A 15,222-nucleotide genomic window follows, 5' to 3' on the forward strand; every position below is an offset into this window, starting at 1 on the left:
CACTTCCGATACTTCGCACGCTACGCAGCTACCGCATCCCGCAAAACACCTTGCATACGCGGATTTTTGTGGGTAACAACCGGCGTTTTTGCGATGTTTGCGAATAAGCCGGGGTACGATCGCTGCCCGTGCGAAAGATGTACGCCGGGGCCCGGCTGCGACGGTTGCGCGAAGAACGGCGGATGACCCAGGCCGCGCTGGCGAAATCGCTGGATCTGTCGCCGAGCTACCTCAATCAGCTCGAACGCGATCAACGCCCGCTCACCATTCCGGTGCTACTCAAGCTCAACTCCACCTTCGACCTCGATGTGCAGTTCTTCGCCGCCGACTCCGATGCCCGGCTGGTGTCGGACCTGCACGAGGTCCTGGTCGACGCGGCAGGCGGCGAGAGCGCGCCACTGACCGAGATCGAGGAACTGGCCACCCGGCAGCCGGAGATCGCGCGGCTGGTGGTGGCCATGCATCGCCGGTTACGCACCGCGACCGATCAGCTCGATCTGTTCTCGGCGCGCGTCGCGGCACCGGCGGGCGCGGCCGGTGTGCCCGCGCCCTACGAGGACGTGCGCGATTTCTTCTACGACCACCACAACCACATCGGCCGCTTGGATCTGGCAGCCGAGCGCCTGTTCGACGAATGCGGGCTCTCGATCGGCTCCCTGGACCGGCAGCTGGCCCGGGTGGCCGAGGAGCGCGCCGGCGTGACGGTGCTGGTGCGCGGCGACGGCGCCGACTCCTCGGTTCCCAAGCGCCGCTACGACCCCGACAGCCGCACCCTCACCCTGGCCCGCCGCTTGCGGCCCGGGCAGCGCGCCTTCCAGATCGCCACCACCCTGGCATTCCTGCTCTACAGCAACGAACTCGACGCCGTGCTGAGCGAAGCTCCCGCGCTGGCCGGCGAATCCCGCACACTGGCCCGTATCGGGCTGGCCAACTACTTCGCCGGTGCGCTGGTCCTGCCGTACGGACGTTTCCTGCGATCGGCGGAGGAACTGCGCTACGACATCGACCTGCTCGGCCTGCGTTTCGAAGTCGGGTTCGAAACCATCTGCCATCGGCTGAGCACCCTGCAACGCCAGGGTCAGCGCGGAGTGCCGTTCTTCTTCGTCCGCACCGACCGCGCCGGCAACATCTCGAAACGGCAGTCCGCCACTGCCTTCCATTTCTCCCGCGTCGGCGGCAGCTGCCCGCTGTGGGTGGTGCACGAGGCGTTCGCCCATCCCGGCCGCATCCTCACCCAGGTCTCCGAGATGCCCGACGGGCGGCGCTATTTCTGGATCGCGCGCAGCGCCATGATGGCGCCGCAGGGGTTCGGCACGATGGCCAAGAATTTCGCCATCGGCCTCGGCTGCGATATCGAATACGCCGACCGGCTGGTGTATTCCAAGGGCATCCAGCTCGACGATCCGGCCACCGCCGTGCCGATCGGCGCCGGATGCAAGGTGTGCGACCGGCCGGCCTGCCCGCAGCGGGCGTTCCCGCAGATCGGCAGCGCGCTGGCGGTCAGCGAGGAGGTGTCGGCGGATCTGCCGTACCCGCGGGTGCGGGCCTGAGCCGATCAGGATTTGGCCAGGTACTCCAGGCGTTCGGAGTCGACGGCGGCGTGCATCATGGCCGCCAGGCCCGGATGCCGGGTCAGACCCGGATCCTGTTCGACCAGTTCGCGCGCGAGTTGCTGTGCGGCGGTGATGACTTCGAGATCGTCGAGCAGCGACAGCAGCCGCAGTGAGCGCGCGGTACCCGACTGCGCCGAGCCGAGCACATCGCCTTCCCGGCGCTGACGCAGGTCGAGCACCGCCAGCTCGAAGCCGTCGGTGGTGGCGGCGACCGCTTCCAGCCGGGTCATCGCCGGACCACCCGGGGCGGCGTCGGTGATCAACAGGCACAGGCCCGGATGCTTACCGCGGCCGATGCGCCCGCGCAGCTGATGCAACTGGCTGACGCCGAACCGGTCGGCGTCCACGATCACCATCACGGTGGCATTGGGCACGTCGACGCCGACCTCGACGACGGTGGTGCAGACCAGCACGTCGATGCTGCCCTCGTTGAACTCCCGCATCACCTGGTCTTTGTCATCGGAGGGCATGCGCCCGTGCAACAGGCCCACCCGCACATCCGCCAGCGGTCCGGTGCGCAGCTGATCGAAGACGTCCAGCACCGCTTGCGTAGTGGGCCCTTCGTTGCCTTCGGCCTTGGACTTCCCGTTGCGCGATTTGCCGTTGCCGTCCTCGTCGTCGCCGATGCGTGAGCACACCACGTACGCCTGCCTGCCCGCGCGCACCTCCTCGGTGATCCGCTCCCAGGCCCGGTCCACCCAGTTCGGATGCACCCGGCGCGGCACCACCTTGGAGGTGATCGGTGAGCGTCCGCGCGGGAGTTCGGTCAGGGTGGAGGTCTCCAGATCCCCGAGCGTGGTCATGGCGATGGTGCGTGGAATCGGGGTCGCGGTCATGACCAGCAGATGCGGCGTAGAACCCGCTTTCGCCTTCGCGCGCAAGGCGTCTCGCTGTTCTACACCGAAGCGATGCTGTTCGTCGACGACGACCATGCCCAGATCGAAGAACTCCACCGCATCCTGGATCAGGGCGTGCGTGCCGATCACGATTCCCGCCTCACCGGTGACCGCCGCGAGCAGGGCGGCGCGCTTGGCACCGGCCGACATGGAGCCGGTTACCAGCGTCACCTGGGTGGCATGCTCGGCGGCGCCGAGTTCACCGGCCTGGCCGAGCTCGCCGAGCATGCCGCGTAGTGACCGATAGTGTTGGGCGGCCAGCACTTCGGTGGGCGCGAGCAGCGCGCACTGCTGGCCGGCGTCGATCACTTGCAGCATCGCGTGCAACGCGACAATCGTCTTACCCGAACCCACCTCGCCTTGCAGCAGGCGATGCATCGGCTGCTCGCGCGACAGGTCCGCGGAGATCTCCTCGATCACCTGCCGCTGCCCGGCGGTGAGCTCGAACGGCAGCCGCTGGTCGAAGGCGGCCGCGATGCCGTCGGTGCGCGGCGGGCAGGGTTTCGCGGTCCGCGCCGACACCTCGTGGCGGCGTTCGGCGAGCACCAATTGCAGCGCCAGCGCCTCGTCGAAACGCAGCCGCTGCTTCGCCTGTTCGATATCGAGCTTGTGTTCGGGTAGATGGATCAGGCGCAGGGCATCCGATACCGCCATCAGCTGATGTTCGTCGCGAACCGCTTCCGGCAGGGGATCATCGATCGGATCGAGCTGATCGAGCACCTGCCGCACACACGCCAGGATTTCCCAGCTCTGCACCTTGGCGGTGGCCGGGTAGACCGGGATGAACTCGCGCTCGAAGAACGACATGTCCACTCCGCCCGCGTCTTTGGCGCTCTGGGCGATACCGCGCAGGTCCCCGCCGCCACGCACGGTGGTGAGGGTGGGCGTCGCCTCGTCGCCGTTCTCCGGCAGGATCAGGTAGCCGGGATGGCTCAGATTCCATTGCCCGGGCCGCCAATAGTTCACCGTGCCCGACATCATCGCCCGCACACCCTCGCGGACCACATACTTCACCTTGTCGCCGTTGAAGAAGGTGACGTCGACACCCTTACCCGTGCCGGTATCGAGCACCACCTTGAGCAGGGACCCGCGGCGCTGGCGCATCGGCTTGAGTTCGGCCTTGGTGACCCGCCCGATGACGGTGATGTGCGAGCCGTCCTCGGGCTCGTCCTCGGTCAGCGGCTGGCCCTGGGTGGCGTAGCGCAGCGGATAGTGCCGCAGCAGATCCTCGACGGTGTGCATATCGAAGGCATCGGCCAGCGAGGCGGCCGCCTTCGCGCCGAGTAGATGGTCGAGCCGATCGCTCAGTGTTGCCATGACCTCGTTCCCGCCGCCGTCGCCTGCGTCATCTCGCGCACCGTCATTCGACTCCGATCTGGATCAGATCGGCATGCTGACCCCCGGAATACACCATGACCTCCACCCCCGGAAAGCCCTCGGCGATGTGCTCGGACAGCTCCTGCGCCAGCCCGTCCGGCGCCGCCGCGCCGACCAGCAGGGTGACCAGCTCCCCGCCGAGCCCGAGCATCCGGTTCAGCAGCGTCTGCCCCGCCGCGCGCACATCCCGGTCGATCACGATCACGTCGTGGCCGACCAGACCCAGCCCGTCACCGGGCTCGCAGGTGCCGACCATGGTCAGCGCGCGCTCGGTGGCCGCGCGCAAGGAACCCCATCGGGTCGCGGCGGCGGCCTCGGACATGGCGAACGCGTCGTCGACGGCGATCCGGCCGCGATCGTGAACCGCCAGCGCCGCGAGCCCCTGCACCATGGAGCCGCTGGGGAGCAGCAACACGTCGCGGTGGTTGTCGCGGGCGGCCACACCGACGGCGACCAATTCCTGTGCGGGCAGCGCGCCGTTGGGTAAGACCAGCACCTCGCGGTGCGGCAGACGACGGATGGCGGCGAGCAGTGCGGCCGTGGTGACGGCAGGTTCGCCGGGGATCACCTCGGCACCCGCGGCCTCGAACAGCGCCATCGCGCCGTGGCCGGCCGCGACGGCGACGATCGCGCGGTCGGCGGGACCGGAACGACCGCCGGACTCGGGCGATCCGCCGAGCTGGGCAGAATCGCCAAGTGCCGCAGCCTTTTTCGATTCACCGCCCGCGATTGTCGGTTCTCCTCCGGAGCCTGAGACGACTACCACCGCGCCGGTCATCCGAGCGTCGGGCGTGCCGTCCGCCGCCGCGCGCTCACCGGCGCCGTCGACTGCACCCTGCGCACCGCCGTCGTGCATTCCAGCGTGGTTCGCACATCCGCAAGGCTCGCCGCGCTCGGCGGCGGGTTCGGCGTCGGGCGCGAACGACTCGATCCGCACCCCGCTGAGGGCGCCCGCCGAGATCCCGGCCTCGATGGCGGCACCGGCGTCGACACAGTGCACGTGCGCCGACCAGCTGTCGGCACCGTCGCCGACGACCACCACCGAATCGCCCAGCTCGGTCAGCCGGTGGCGCAGCGCCGAGATCCGGTCGGGATCCGAGTCGTCCAGGCGGTACATCACCTCATAGCGAGCCGGTACCGCAGGCACAGCCTCCGGCCGCCGTTCGGGCGAATGACCGGCGGGACGATATACCGGCCGCTCCGGGCGCTCGCCGGTCACCACCTCGACCAGGCTGTCGAGCAACACCACCAGCCCCCGCGCGCCCGCGTCGACCACACCGGCCGCCCGCAGCACCGTCAGCTGCGCGGTGGTCTCACCGAGCGCTTCGGCGGCACCGTCGGCGGCCGCGCGCACCACATCGGCCAGCTCATCGCCGGGACACTCGGAAGCCGCACCCGCCGCGCGTTCGAGCACCGTGAGGATGGTGCCTTCCACCGGAACACTCAGCGCCTCCCGCACCAGCACGGCAGCCCGGTCCAACGCGGTGCGCGCGGTGTTCGCATCCAGCGGCGCGCTGCGCGTCGCCTCCGCGATCCCACGCAGAACCTGGGACAGGATGATGCCGGAGTTACCGCGCGCCCCCGACGTCGCGCCACGAGCCATCGCGGCCGCGACCAGCGTGGCCGGCACGCCGCCGTCGGGTTCGAGCCCGCCGGACCCGTCCGCGAGCGGCACGCGTCCCGGCCCGGCGGTCGGTGCCTTACCGTTCGGCAACCCCTCTGAACCGCCCGTCCGGGCACGCACAGCATCGACAACTTCGCGCCACAGGCTCGCAGCAGCGGGGACATCGGTACTCGGCGAATGATCGCGAATCCAGGCGTGCAGTTGGCCGGTGCCGCCCGGAAAGGCCCCGCCGTGCGCGGACAACACCGCCACTTCGGCGCACGAGACGGCCGCGCGCATGGTAGCCAGCAGGTTGGTGCCGGTGTCGGAATCGGCGACCGGGAAGACGTTGAGGGCGTTGATCTCCTCGCGCCGGTGGGCCAGCTCGTCGAGGCAGAGCCTGCCCCAGCGCATCAGTGCCGTGCCGTTGAGCGCTCCCGGCCGCAGCGCCGGGTAAGCGCCGCTCACCTCCCGCGATTCCGGCACCCGCTCCTCCTCTCGCCACCCGACGCCACCATTGGTGGCCAGATTAGCCGGATCGCCCGACAAGGATCCGGCTGCGGGCGGACAGGTCCCGCTGTGGCGCACAGCACCCGATCGGGGCGGGATCGGCGGCCGGTTTGGTGGATCGCGGGGCGGGCGGTTAATCTTGCAGGGTTGCCTCGCGCGGCCGCTTCGGCTTGCGCTCGCCGGTTCGTCCGGCAGGGCATAACGACATTGTTTCCGGACATGCTGTGTTGTGACGCAGCAGTCCCCCTATGACATGAAGGAGTTCGCGACTATGGCTGCCGTCTGCGACGTCTGCGCCAAGGGCCCCGGCTTCGGGAAGTCGGTCTCGCACTCGCACCGGCGCACCAACCGTCGCTGGAACCCGAACATCCAGACCGTGCGTGCGCAGGTCGCGCCGGGCAACACCCGCCGGATGAACGTCTGCACCTCCTGCCTGAAGGCAGGCAAGGTCGTTCGCGGCTGATCCGCCCGACGCACCACCTATAAGTACAGCACCGCGCCCCGGCACCTTTCGGTGATCCGGGGCGCGGTCATGTCCGGACTCGGCCGGATCCGGGACAGAATGGGGACATGACCGCCCCGCGCCCCTATCGCATCGTGCCCGCGGCCGCCGAGCATGCCCGCGGACTCGCGGAATGCCACATCGTGTGCTGGCGCGAGGCCTACCGCGGGCTGGTCCCCGACCATGTGCTCGACGCCTTCGACATCGGTCAGCGCACCGACATCTGGACCCGCAGGTTGAACGAGTACCCGGGCCGCACCACCGTCGCCATCGCCGACAACACCGTGATCGGCTTCATCACCCTCGGCCCGTCGGTGTACCGCCCGGTGGTGACGCCGCTCGAGCTGAACGCGCTCTACGTGCGCTCACCGTGGTACGGATCCGGCGTCGCCGACGACCTGGTGCAGACCACGCTCAACCCGGACATCCCCTGCTCGCTGTGGGTGTTCGAACAGAACCCGCGCGCCATCGCCTTCTACCGCAAGTACGGTTTCACCCCCGACGGCGCCACCCGTACCGAGTATTTCGCCGCCGTCACCGAGCTGCGGATGGTGCGTCCGGAGGGCGCGATAGGGTCGTGGCCATGGCCACCACCGAACAAGCCGAGTACGTGAGCACCGTCGACGGCGTCCTGCAGATCACCATTGCCACCGCCGCCAACGGCACCTCACTGGATTTCACCGGTGTCGACGCGGGCACCGCGGCCCTGCGCGAACTCGATCCCCAGGTGGGGGCCGTCCTGCTGACGGGCACCGGCGCCAACTTCTGCGCCGGCGGCAACGTCCGCGGTTTCGCCGCCGCCGACGACCGCTCGGCCCACCTCTACGACCTCGCCGACCGCCTGCACCAGTTCGTGCGCGCGCTGGACGCGACCACCGTCCCGGTGGTGGCTGGCGTGCAGGGCTGGGCGGCCGGGGCCGGCATGAGCCTGGTGTGCGCCACCGATATCGCCCTCGGCGGACCGTCGACCAAGCTGCGGCCCGCCTATCCCGGCGTCGGCCTGAGTCCCGACGGCGGCATGTCCTGGATGCTGCCCCGCATCGTCGGTAGCGGCCGGGCCCGGGAGATCCTGCTCACCGACGCGATCCTGGACGCCGAGGAAGCCGTGCGGCTGGGCATCCTCAGCCGTCTGGTCGCCGACGAATCCGTGCGTGACGAAGCGCTGGCCCTGGCCACGTCGCTGGCCAACGGCCCGCGCAGCACCTACTCCAGCATCAAGACCCTGCTGCGGCGCTCCACCACGGCTACGTTGAGCGAGCAGCTCGACGACGAGCGCGATGCCATCTCGGCCGCCGCGGCGACCCCGGCCGGGCGCGAAGGCGTCGACGCCTTCGTCGGCAAACGCGCACCGGACTACCGCGGGCTCGCCTGATCGCGACCGATCCCGAGCCGTCTGGCCCGGCGCCCCATCAGCTGGGCCATCTTCGACGGGAAAGCGTCCGGTTCCGGCACGGACACCGGACGCACCCGCCCGTTGTGCATGGCGGTGATCCGCCGGCCCACTGAGGTTCAGTCGTTGAGCGTCAGGATGAACTCGGCGACGGCGTCGGTGAAGGCATCGTTGTCGTCGCCGGCCGCGGTGTGCGCGGCGCCGCCGATCTCGACCATCCGCGCATGCGGCACCAGTTCCCGGAACGCCGCTGCCCCTTCGGCACTGACCACATCCGACTGCAATCCGCGCACCAGCAGCACCGGAATGGTGAGCGTGCGCGCCACTTCTTCCATCCGGCCGGTGATCTCGGACGGGTCCTCGGCGCGGTCGGCGAGCATGTCCGGATCCCAATGCCAGTACCAGCGGCCGTCACGCTCACGCAAATTGCGGCGCAGGCCATCGGTGTTGTCCGGCCGCGGGCGGTGCGGCATGTATTCGGCGACCGCGTCGGCCACCTCGTCGAGAGTGTCGAAGCCGTCGCGGTGCTTGCCGAGAAAATCCAGCACCCGCTGCACGCCCTCGGGTTCGGGCCGGGTGACGATATCGACCAGCACGAGCGCGCTGATCTGTTCCCCGCCGGGCACGGCGGTGGCGAGCAGGCCGGTGATTCCGCCCATGCTGGCCCCGACCACCACGGCCGGACCGCCGAGTTGGCCGAGTGCCTCGATCAGATCCTCGACCATGGTTTCGCGGCGGTAATCGCGCTCGGCCGACCACTGACTGTCGCCGTGCCCACGCGCGTCGAGAGTGACCACCCGCATCCCGGTGGCGGCCAGCTTGGCGCCGGTCTGCTTCCACGAGTGCCGGGTCTGCCCGCCGCCGTGCAGGAACACCACGAGCGGGCCGTCGGCGGGCCCGTACTGGTCGGCAGCGAGTTCGATCCCGCCCGAACCGCGCAAGCGCAGCCGGACGGGATCGACGAGATTGTTCGCACTACTCACGATCTGAGGATCGCACAGCCGCCTCGCGGCACCGGAACGAACCCCCAGGATTTCTGGAAGGGGTTTCAGCAGCCCAACGTTCCGGTGAAGATCACGCAGGCGAACTTCGCGTGCACCGTCGCCGAAATGGTGGACGATCCGGACGAGGTGTACTGCTCGGAGACCGGCGCGGTGCTGGTCTCGGTGGCCGGTTCCAGCGCCAGCGGCGCCGCACCGGCACTGGCCGCACCGGCGGCGAGCGCGGCACCGACGGCCAGGGTGGCGGTGGTGCCGCGTACGACGCTCCGGACGGTTCTGGTCTGCATGTCTTTAGCTCCTCACTTGTTTCCTATCGACGCCCGGTTCAGGGCAGACGCCAATCCACCGGTTCGGCTCCCAACTCGTCGAGCAGCTCGTTCACCCGCGAGAACGGGCGGGAACCGAAGAAGCCGCGCGACGCCGACAACGGCGAGGGGTGCGCGGATTCGATATAGGGCACCTCGGCCTCGGCCAGGGCGGGCTTCAAGGTCTGGGCATCACGGCCCCACAGGATCGCCACCAGCGGCTCGTCTCGCGCGACGAGCGCGCGGATGGCCTGCTCGGTGACGATTTCCCACCCCTTGCCGCGATGGGAGGCCGGCTGGCCTGGCGAGACCGTCAGCACTCTGTTCAGCAGCAGCACACCCCGATCCGACCAGGGGCTCAGGTCACCGCACGAGGGTGTCGGATGGCCGAGATCCTTGCTGTACTCGGCGAAGATGTTGGCCAGGCTGCGCGGGATCGGCGAGACATCCGGCGCGACGGAGAAACTCAGACCCATCGGATGCCCTGGCGTGGGATAGGGGTCCTGGCCGACGATCAGCACCCGCACCGCGTCGAACGGGCGCTGGAAGGCGCGCAGCACGTTCTCACCCGCGGGCAGGTAGCCGCGTCCGGCGGCGTTCTCCGCGCGCAGGAAATCGCCCATGGCGGAGATCTGATCCGACACCGGTTCCAGTGCCTTCGCCCAACCCGGATCCACGATTTCCGACAGTGGTTTCGCGCCCATGACCGGACAACCTATCGCGATCCGGGCCGCTGCGCCGAGTCCGCCCCGGCGAACGATTCCCAGCCACCTCGCCCGGCCGGGCGCACACCGTCGACGGTGACGCCCTGACCAGCGCCGACCACGCCGATTCTGGTCCAGCCCGCGGGCAGTGCCGTCCCGGCCGGCCAGGCGGCGGCGAAGGCGTGGTCCTCCCCGCCGGTCAGAATCCATTGGGCCGCATCGGCATCCAGCGCTTCTGCCAGTTCTTCCAGATAGCGGTCGATGAGCGCGCCACCGTCGAGGTCGATGGCGATGTTCGAGGCGGTGGCGATGTGGCCGAGGTCGGCCAACAGGCCGTCCGAGACGTCGGTGAGTGCGTGCGGGGCGAGCCCCGCCGTCATCGCGTCGAGCACCGCCCGATACGGCGGGCTCGGAACCCGATGCGCGGCAACAGCATCAGCGAATTCCGTGCGTTCCCCCGCTCCCGCGCTCAGCGCCGCGAGTCCCGCCGCCGACCAGCCCAGCCGCCCGGCGACCGCGATCACATCGCCGGCCCGCGCACCACTGCGCAGCACCGGCTGCGGCCCGATCGGATCGCCGAATGCCGTCACCGAGAGCACCAGATGCGAATCGCGCACCAGGTCGCCGCCCGCGATGGACCCGCCGCTGACGGCCGCTTCGGCCCACAGACCGTCGGCCAGGCCGTCGATCAGCGCGACCGGCGTCTCGCCCGGACAACCGAGCGCGACGACGAAGCCGGTCGGCACCGCCCCCATCGCGACCACATCGGCGGCGTTCTGGGCGATGGCCTTCCGGCCTATCTCGTAGGGGCTCGACCAGTCCAGCCGGAAATGGCGATCCTGCACCAGCATGTCGGTGGTGACCACGAACCGGCCACCGGGTGCGGCCAGCAGCGCGGCGTCGTCACCGGGGCCGAGCAGTACCGCGGGCGTCTGGGTGCGTCCGGAGTTGATGCGCTCGATCAGCGCGAACTCGCCGAGTTCGGCCACGGTCCGCGGCTGCGTGCTGCTACTGATGGCCTGCCCTTTCCGTCTGCGGATCCGCGCTGGTCGACGCGGGCGCGCCGCCGAAGCGGATTCGCCCCGACGGTACCCTGTGCACGGGCCGTCGGGTTACCGCCCGGTATCGCGGCCTGCCCGGATCGCCGGGGCGGCGCCGCGAACGGCCGGACCGATGGCGGCACAGTCGGCTACCAGCAGTGAGACCAGGAAGGATCGGTGCGCGCATGGCGAGCACGCCGGACCACGATTCGACCGAATCGCCCGAAGACACCGGCGCATCGGCTGCGTCTGCCGAATCCGGCGGGAGCGAACAGGCCACCACGGCGGACGCGGGCGCGTCGACCTCGGCTGATGAATCGGTAACCGCCGATGACTCGGCGTCTGCTGAGAAGTCCCCCACCACCGACAAGCCTGCACCGGCCGACGAGTCCACAGCCGACGAACCACGCAGGGGCGACGGCACCGCCGGGTCGGATGCGTCCGGGTCCGACACCGACGAACCGGCTGCCGAGTCACGCGGCTCCGGCTATCCGCCCGCCCTCATCGCGACCGCCGTCGCACTCCCGGTGGCTCTGGTGATCGCGGTCCTGGTCGCCGCGATCATGGCCCGCAATATGCCCGTCGATCGCGAACCGCTGGTGCTGGGCCCGGTTCCGGCGCCCGCCGCCGACAGCGAAGCGTGCGCCACGCTGCTGCCAGCGCTGCCCGCCGACCTGGGCGATTTCACGAAGTCCACGCTCGTCGAGCCCGCACCTCCCGCCACCCGCGCCTGGCAGCACCCCGACGGCGGTGAGCCGATCGTGCTGCGCTGCGGATTGGATCGGCCGTTGGAGTTCAATCGCGCCTCCCCCATCCAGATGGTGAACGGGGTGCAGTGGTTCGAGATCCCGGATCCGGATGCCGATGCCAGCACGTGGTTCGCCGTCGACCGCCCCACCTACATCGCGCTGACCATTCCCGGTGGTTCGGGACCGACCCCGTTGCAGGAAGTATCGGACACGATCACCGCGAATCTGCCCGCCCAGCCGCTGGATCCGGGTCCGCTGCCCAACTGAGCCGCCCGCTCAGTCCTTGCGCAGCGTCGCTTTTCCGGTTCGCAGATCGACGCCGACGTCGCCGGGTGCGCCCTCGCCCGCGTCTTCCCGGTACATGAGCACCATCTGCTGCTGTTCGAATTGGTGTTGGCGTCCGGCGACGAATACCGCGTCGAATTGTTCCAGTCCGATGGCGCCCGCACTGCGTCCCTCGTCGTCACCACGCATCCACGGCAGGGCCGTTCGGCCGGTGATCCGCCGGTACATCACATCGCCGAAAGCGACCGCGATGATGAGCAGGGCGAGTCCCGGGATGGTCATGGCCATCAGCATGGGACCGAGGGTACGCCCGCTCAGCGCAGTCCGGTGCCGCGTGCCAGCGCCGTCTCGATGAGCGTGGATACCAGCGTGCGGTAATCGATTCCGGTGGCGTCCCACATCCGCGGGTACATCGAGATCGCGGTGAAGCCGGGCATGGTGTTGATCTCGTTGATCACCGGGCCGTCGGCGGTGACGAAGAAGTCGACTCGCGCCAGACCCTGGCAGTCCAGCGCACGGAAGGCCCGCACGGCCAATGCGCGGATCTCGTCGCTGACGGCGTCGTCGAGTTTGGCGGGGACGTCGAATTCGCAGACGTCGTCGAGGTATTTGGTCTCGAAGTCGTAGAACTCCGGCGCGGCGGAATCCACCTCGGGCATCCGGATCTCGGCGATCACGCTGGCTTCGATGCGCCCGTCCGGGAATTCCAGGACACCGCATTCCACTTCGCGGCCGACGATGCCCGCTTCCACGATCACCTTCGGGTCGTGGGCGCGCGCGGCCGCGATGGCCGCATCCAGATCGGCCCAATCGGTGACCTTGGTGATGCCGATGGAAGATCCACCGCGCGCGGGTTTGACGAAGACCGGCAGCCCCAGCCGTTCCCGGTCGGCCTCGCTCACCGTGACGTCACGCGCGCGCAGCACCACCTGGGTGCCGATCGGCAGGCCCTCGGCGGCCAGCAGTTTCTTGGTGAATTCCTTGTCCATGCCAGCAGCACTGGCCAGTACACCGGGACCGACGTACGGGATGCCCGCCAGTTCGAGCATGCCCTGCACCGTGCCATCCTCCCCGAACGGACCGTGCAGCACCGGGAACACCACATCCACCGAGCCGAGGGCCGCACCGGGATCGCCGACCGGTATCAGATCGCCGGACCGGCTCGGATCGGTGGCCAGCAGCAGTTCGGTGCCGGTGCCGTCGACCTGGGGCAGACTGTGCTCACCGAAGCCGAGCGCGGCGACGTCGGCGCCACCGAGCATCCACGTTCCGTTGGGGGTGATGCCGATCGGGACGGCCTCGTAGCGCCGCGGATCCAGGTTGCGCAGCACGGCGCCGGCCGACACACAGGACACGGCGTGCTCGTTACTGCGCCCGCCGAACACCACAGCCACCCTGATCCGGTTCGTCATGCACGGAACCGTACCCGTTGCGGGGCCGGCTACACGCGCCGGACTACTCCGGTTTGATCCGCCGCCCCAGCAATTTGCCGACCGCCTCCGGTACCGGCATTCCCTCATGACAGACCTGGTGCACGGCGTTGGTCAGCGGCATCTCCACCTCGTGCGCGGCGGCAAGCGCCCGCACCGATGTGCACGACTTCACACCCTCCGCGACCTGGCCATGAGTCGCTTCCTGGGCGGCCTGCATCGAGCCGCCTTCCCCGAGCACATGACCGAAGGAGCGGTTACGCGACAGCGGCGAGGTGCAGGTTGCCACCAGATCGCCGACACCGGCCAGCCCCGCCAGCGTGACCGGTTCGGCACCGAGCGCGACGCCCAGTCGGATGATCTCGGCCAGACCCCTGGTGATGAGGCTGGCGATGGAGTTGTCGCCCAATCCCATCCCCGCGGCGATACCGCAGGCGAGCGCGATGACGTTCTTGCAGGCCCCGCCGATTTCGCACCCGATGACGTCGGTGTTGGTGTAAGGCCGGAAGTATCCGGTGGCGCAGGCCTGCTGGACGGCGACCGCGCGATCGGCGTCACTGCACGCCACCACGGTGGCCGCGGGCTGCTCGGCGGCGATCTCCCTGGCCAGGTTCGGTCCCGACAGCACCGCGACCCGGCTCGGTTCGGCGCCGGTGACTTCGGAGATCACCTGGCTCATCCGCAGCAGCGTTCCGGTCTCGATGCCCTTGGCCAGGCTCAGCAGTGTGGTGTCGGGGCCGATGGCGGGCTTGAACACCTCGAGATTGGCGCGCAGCGATTGCGAGGGCACCGCGAGCACGACCAGTTCGGCGCCGTCGAGGGCGAGCTGGAAATCGTCGGTGGCCCGCACCGGCGGCAGCTGGATTCCGGGCAGGTAATCCGGGTTGCGGTGTTCGGTGTTCAGCGTCTGCGCCACCTCTGATCGGCGCGCCCAGATGGTGACATCCGATCCCGCGTCCGCCAACACCTTCGCGAATGCGGTTCCCCACGATCCCGCACCAAGCACTGCCGCCCTCGTCATCAGCCCAATATGCCATGGAAAGATCGGGGCCATGCGTTCGCACACCGTGCACGCCGTGATCGCGGTGAAGAGTCTCGACCGTGCCAAGTCCCGCCTGGCCGATCGACTGCCGCCGCGCGAGCGCGCGAGCCTGGTGCTGGCCATGTTCACCGATACCGTGCGCGCGGCGACGGCCGTCGCACAGCTCGCCTCGGTCACCGTCGTCACCCCGGATCCGGCCGTCGCCGAACGGGCGGGCAGGCTCGGTGCGCTCGTGCACCCCGAACCCATGACCGGCCCCGGCGGCCCCGGCGATCCCGACGGGCTCAACTCGGCCCTGCGCACGGCGGCCGACGAGCTGCGGCACCGGCACGGCCCGGTCGATGTGCTGGCGTTGCAGGCGGATCTACCCGCGCTGCGCCCGGACGAACTCGCCGGCATGCTCGCCACCGCACCCCGCGACGCCCGCTCGGTCGTCGTCGATCACGCGGGCACCGGCACCGCCGCGCTGCTGGCCCGCGCCGCGGTGCCGCTGGAGCCGGCCTTCGGTCCCGGGTCGGCGCACCGGCATATCGCCGCAGGCGCGGTGCGGCTCGACGGCGACTGGCCGGGCCTGCGCCTCGACGTCGACACCGCCGACGATCTCGACCGCGCGATCGCCCGCGGCACCGGTGCCGCGACCCGCTCGGTGCTGCACGACATCGGCTGGTGCGGCCGTGTTCATGCCCCGGTCCCGCACGTGTGCTAGCCGGTCGCCACGGCCGGGGTGATTCGCGTGGCAATCACGGTGTCAGGCTGCACACCGCCCGGTTTGTAA

The 15,222-nt window shown here is 69.7% G+C and carries 15 protein-coding genes; 6 read left to right on the forward strand and 9 right to left on the reverse strand.

Translation table 11 applies throughout. From position 1 onward, the window contains the following. The first annotated feature begins 128 nt into the window (after window positions 1-128). Entirely contained in the window at window positions 129-1,550 is a 1,422-nt protein-coding gene (locus NOCYR_RS19535) for a short-chain fatty acyl-CoA regulator family protein (protein ID WP_048833539.1), read from the forward strand. Window positions 1,551-1,555: 5 nt separating this feature from the next. On the opposite strand, the gene recG is transcribed toward NOCYR_RS19535, so the two are convergent. Both recG and NOCYR_RS28530 read right to left on the reverse strand, forming a co-directional pair. Beyond that, window positions 1,556-3,826, reverse strand: a complete 2,271-nt coding sequence (gene recG / locus NOCYR_RS19540; RefSeq protein WP_014352131.1) for an ATP-dependent DNA helicase RecG — start codon at window positions 3,824-3,826, stop codon at window positions 1,556-1,558. 43 nt (window positions 3,827-3,869) lie between these two features. Continuing rightward, entirely contained in the window at window positions 3,870-5,975 is a 2,106-nt protein-coding gene (locus NOCYR_RS28530) for a DAK2 domain-containing protein (protein WP_014352132.1), read from the reverse strand. 295 nt (window positions 5,976-6,270) lie between these two features. Here NOCYR_RS28530 and rpmB point away from each other — a divergent pair, with 295 nt between their 5' ends. The 3 genes from rpmB (at window position 6,271) to NOCYR_RS19560 (ending at window position 7,873) form a co-directional block, all read left to right on the forward strand. Next, a complete protein-coding gene (gene rpmB / locus NOCYR_RS28535) occupies window positions 6,271-6,462 on the forward strand; it encodes a 50S ribosomal protein L28 (protein ID WP_011210730.1) in 192 nt (63 codons plus the stop codon). A gap of 107 nt (window positions 6,463-6,569) precedes the next feature. Further along, window positions 6,570-7,115, forward strand: coding sequence for a GNAT family N-acetyltransferase (locus NOCYR_RS19555; RefSeq protein ID WP_048833541.1), 546 nt, complete (start codon window positions 6,570-6,572; stop codon window positions 7,113-7,115). Then, the gene (locus NOCYR_RS19560; RefSeq protein WP_048833542.1) at window positions 7,085-7,873 is read left to right on the forward strand and encodes an enoyl-CoA hydratase/isomerase family protein; all 789 of its coding nucleotides are present in this window, start codon (window positions 7,085-7,087) and stop codon (window positions 7,871-7,873) included. Before NOCYR_RS19555 ends, NOCYR_RS19560 begins: the two co-directional genes overlap by 31 nt. Before the next feature lie 137 nt (window positions 7,874-8,010). Here NOCYR_RS19560 and NOCYR_RS19565 read toward each other — a convergent pair whose 3' ends face one another. The 4 genes from NOCYR_RS19565 to NOCYR_RS19580 all read right to left on the reverse strand — a co-directional run bounded on the left by NOCYR_RS19565 (window position 8,011) and on the right by NOCYR_RS19580 (window position 10,917). Then, window positions 8,011-8,874, reverse strand: coding sequence for an alpha/beta fold hydrolase (locus tag NOCYR_RS19565; protein WP_014352133.1), 864 nt, complete (start codon window positions 8,872-8,874; stop codon window positions 8,011-8,013). A 65-nt stretch (window positions 8,875-8,939) separates the two neighbouring features. Continuing rightward, a complete protein-coding gene (locus NOCYR_RS19570) occupies window positions 8,940-9,179 on the reverse strand; it encodes a hypothetical protein (protein WP_014352134.1) in 240 nt (79 codons plus the stop codon). A 38-nt stretch (window positions 9,180-9,217) separates the two neighbouring features. Further along, window positions 9,218-9,901, reverse strand: coding sequence for a uracil-DNA glycosylase (locus tag NOCYR_RS19575; RefSeq protein WP_014352135.1), 684 nt, complete (start codon window positions 9,899-9,901; stop codon window positions 9,218-9,220). A gap of 11 nt (window positions 9,902-9,912) precedes the next feature. Then, the gene (locus tag NOCYR_RS19580; RefSeq protein WP_081505451.1) at window positions 9,913-10,917 is read right to left on the reverse strand and encodes a thiamine-phosphate kinase; all 1,005 of its coding nucleotides are present in this window, start codon (window positions 10,915-10,917) and stop codon (window positions 9,913-9,915) included. Between the two features lie 209 nt (window positions 10,918-11,126). Here NOCYR_RS19580 and NOCYR_RS31035 point away from each other — a divergent pair, with 209 nt between their 5' ends. After that, on the forward strand, window positions 11,127-11,957 hold the full coding sequence (locus NOCYR_RS31035; protein ID WP_014352137.1) for a DUF3515 domain-containing protein: 831 nt from the start codon (window positions 11,127-11,129) through the stop codon (window positions 11,955-11,957). A 9-nt stretch (window positions 11,958-11,966) separates the two neighbouring features. Here the strand turns inward: NOCYR_RS31035 and NOCYR_RS19590 are convergent, their stop codons facing one another. The 3 genes from NOCYR_RS19590 to NOCYR_RS19600 are packed head-to-tail and all read right to left on the reverse strand — an operon-like array spanning window position 11,967 to window position 14,426. Continuing rightward, entirely contained in the window at window positions 11,967-12,269 is a 303-nt protein-coding gene (locus tag NOCYR_RS19590; protein WP_014352138.1) for a DUF6191 domain-containing protein, read from the reverse strand. A gap of 20 nt (window positions 12,270-12,289) precedes the next feature. After that, window positions 12,290-13,387, reverse strand: coding sequence for a D-alanine--D-alanine ligase family protein (locus tag NOCYR_RS19595; RefSeq protein ID WP_048833543.1), 1,098 nt, complete (start codon window positions 13,385-13,387; stop codon window positions 12,290-12,292). A gap of 43 nt (window positions 13,388-13,430) precedes the next feature. Then, the gene (locus NOCYR_RS19600) at window positions 13,431-14,426 is read right to left on the reverse strand and encodes an NAD(P)H-dependent glycerol-3-phosphate dehydrogenase (protein ID WP_048833544.1); all 996 of its coding nucleotides are present in this window, start codon (window positions 14,424-14,426) and stop codon (window positions 13,431-13,433) included. Window positions 14,427-14,457: 31 nt separating this feature from the next. Here NOCYR_RS19600 and cofC point away from each other — a divergent pair, with 31 nt between their 5' ends. After that, on the forward strand, window positions 14,458-15,153 hold the full coding sequence (cofC, locus tag NOCYR_RS19605) for a 2-phospho-L-lactate guanylyltransferase (protein ID WP_014352141.1): 696 nt from the start codon (window positions 14,458-14,460) through the stop codon (window positions 15,151-15,153). Window positions 15,154-15,222 lie beyond the last annotated feature (69 nt).

It is taken from the genome of Nocardia cyriacigeorgica GUH-2 (assembly GCF_000284035.1).
GTDB lineage: Bacteria > Actinomycetota > Actinomycetes > Mycobacteriales > Mycobacteriaceae > Nocardia > Nocardia cyriacigeorgica_B.

Coding starts and splice junctions, on each gene's coding strand:
- recG (WP_014352131.1), bottom strand. CDS start 3,826: ATGGCAACACTGAGCGATCGGCTCGACCATCTACTCGGCGCGAAGGCG.
- rpmB (WP_011210730.1), top strand. CDS start 6,271: ATGGCTGCCGTCTGCGACGTCTGCGCCAAGGGCCCCGGCTTCGGGAAG.
- NOCYR_RS19555 (WP_048833541.1), top strand. CDS start 6,570: ATGACCGCCCCGCGCCCCTATCGCATCGTGCCCGCGGCCGCCGAGCAT.
- NOCYR_RS19560 (WP_048833542.1), top strand. CDS start 7,085: ATGGCCACCACCGAACAAGCCGAGTACGTGAGCACCGTCGACGGCGTC.
- NOCYR_RS19570 (WP_014352134.1), bottom strand. CDS start 9,179: ATGCAGACCAGAACCGTCCGGAGCGTCGTACGCGGCACCACCGCCACC.
- NOCYR_RS19575 (WP_014352135.1), bottom strand. CDS start 9,901: ATGGGCGCGAAACCACTGTCGGAAATCGTGGATCCGGGTTGGGCGAAG.
- NOCYR_RS31035 (WP_014352137.1), top strand. CDS start 11,127: ATGGCGAGCACGCCGGACCACGATTCGACCGAATCGCCCGAAGACACC.
- NOCYR_RS19590 (WP_014352138.1), bottom strand. CDS start 12,269: ATGCTGATGGCCATGACCATCCCGGGACTCGCCCTGCTCATCATCGCG.
- NOCYR_RS19595 (WP_048833543.1), bottom strand. CDS start 13,387: ATGACGAACCGGATCAGGGTGGCTGTGGTGTTCGGCGGGCGCAGTAAC.
- NOCYR_RS19600 (WP_048833544.1), bottom strand. CDS start 14,426: ATGACGAGGGCGGCAGTGCTTGGTGCGGGATCGTGGGGAACCGCATTC.
- cofC (WP_014352141.1), top strand. CDS start 14,458: ATGCGTTCGCACACCGTGCACGCCGTGATCGCGGTGAAGAGTCTCGAC.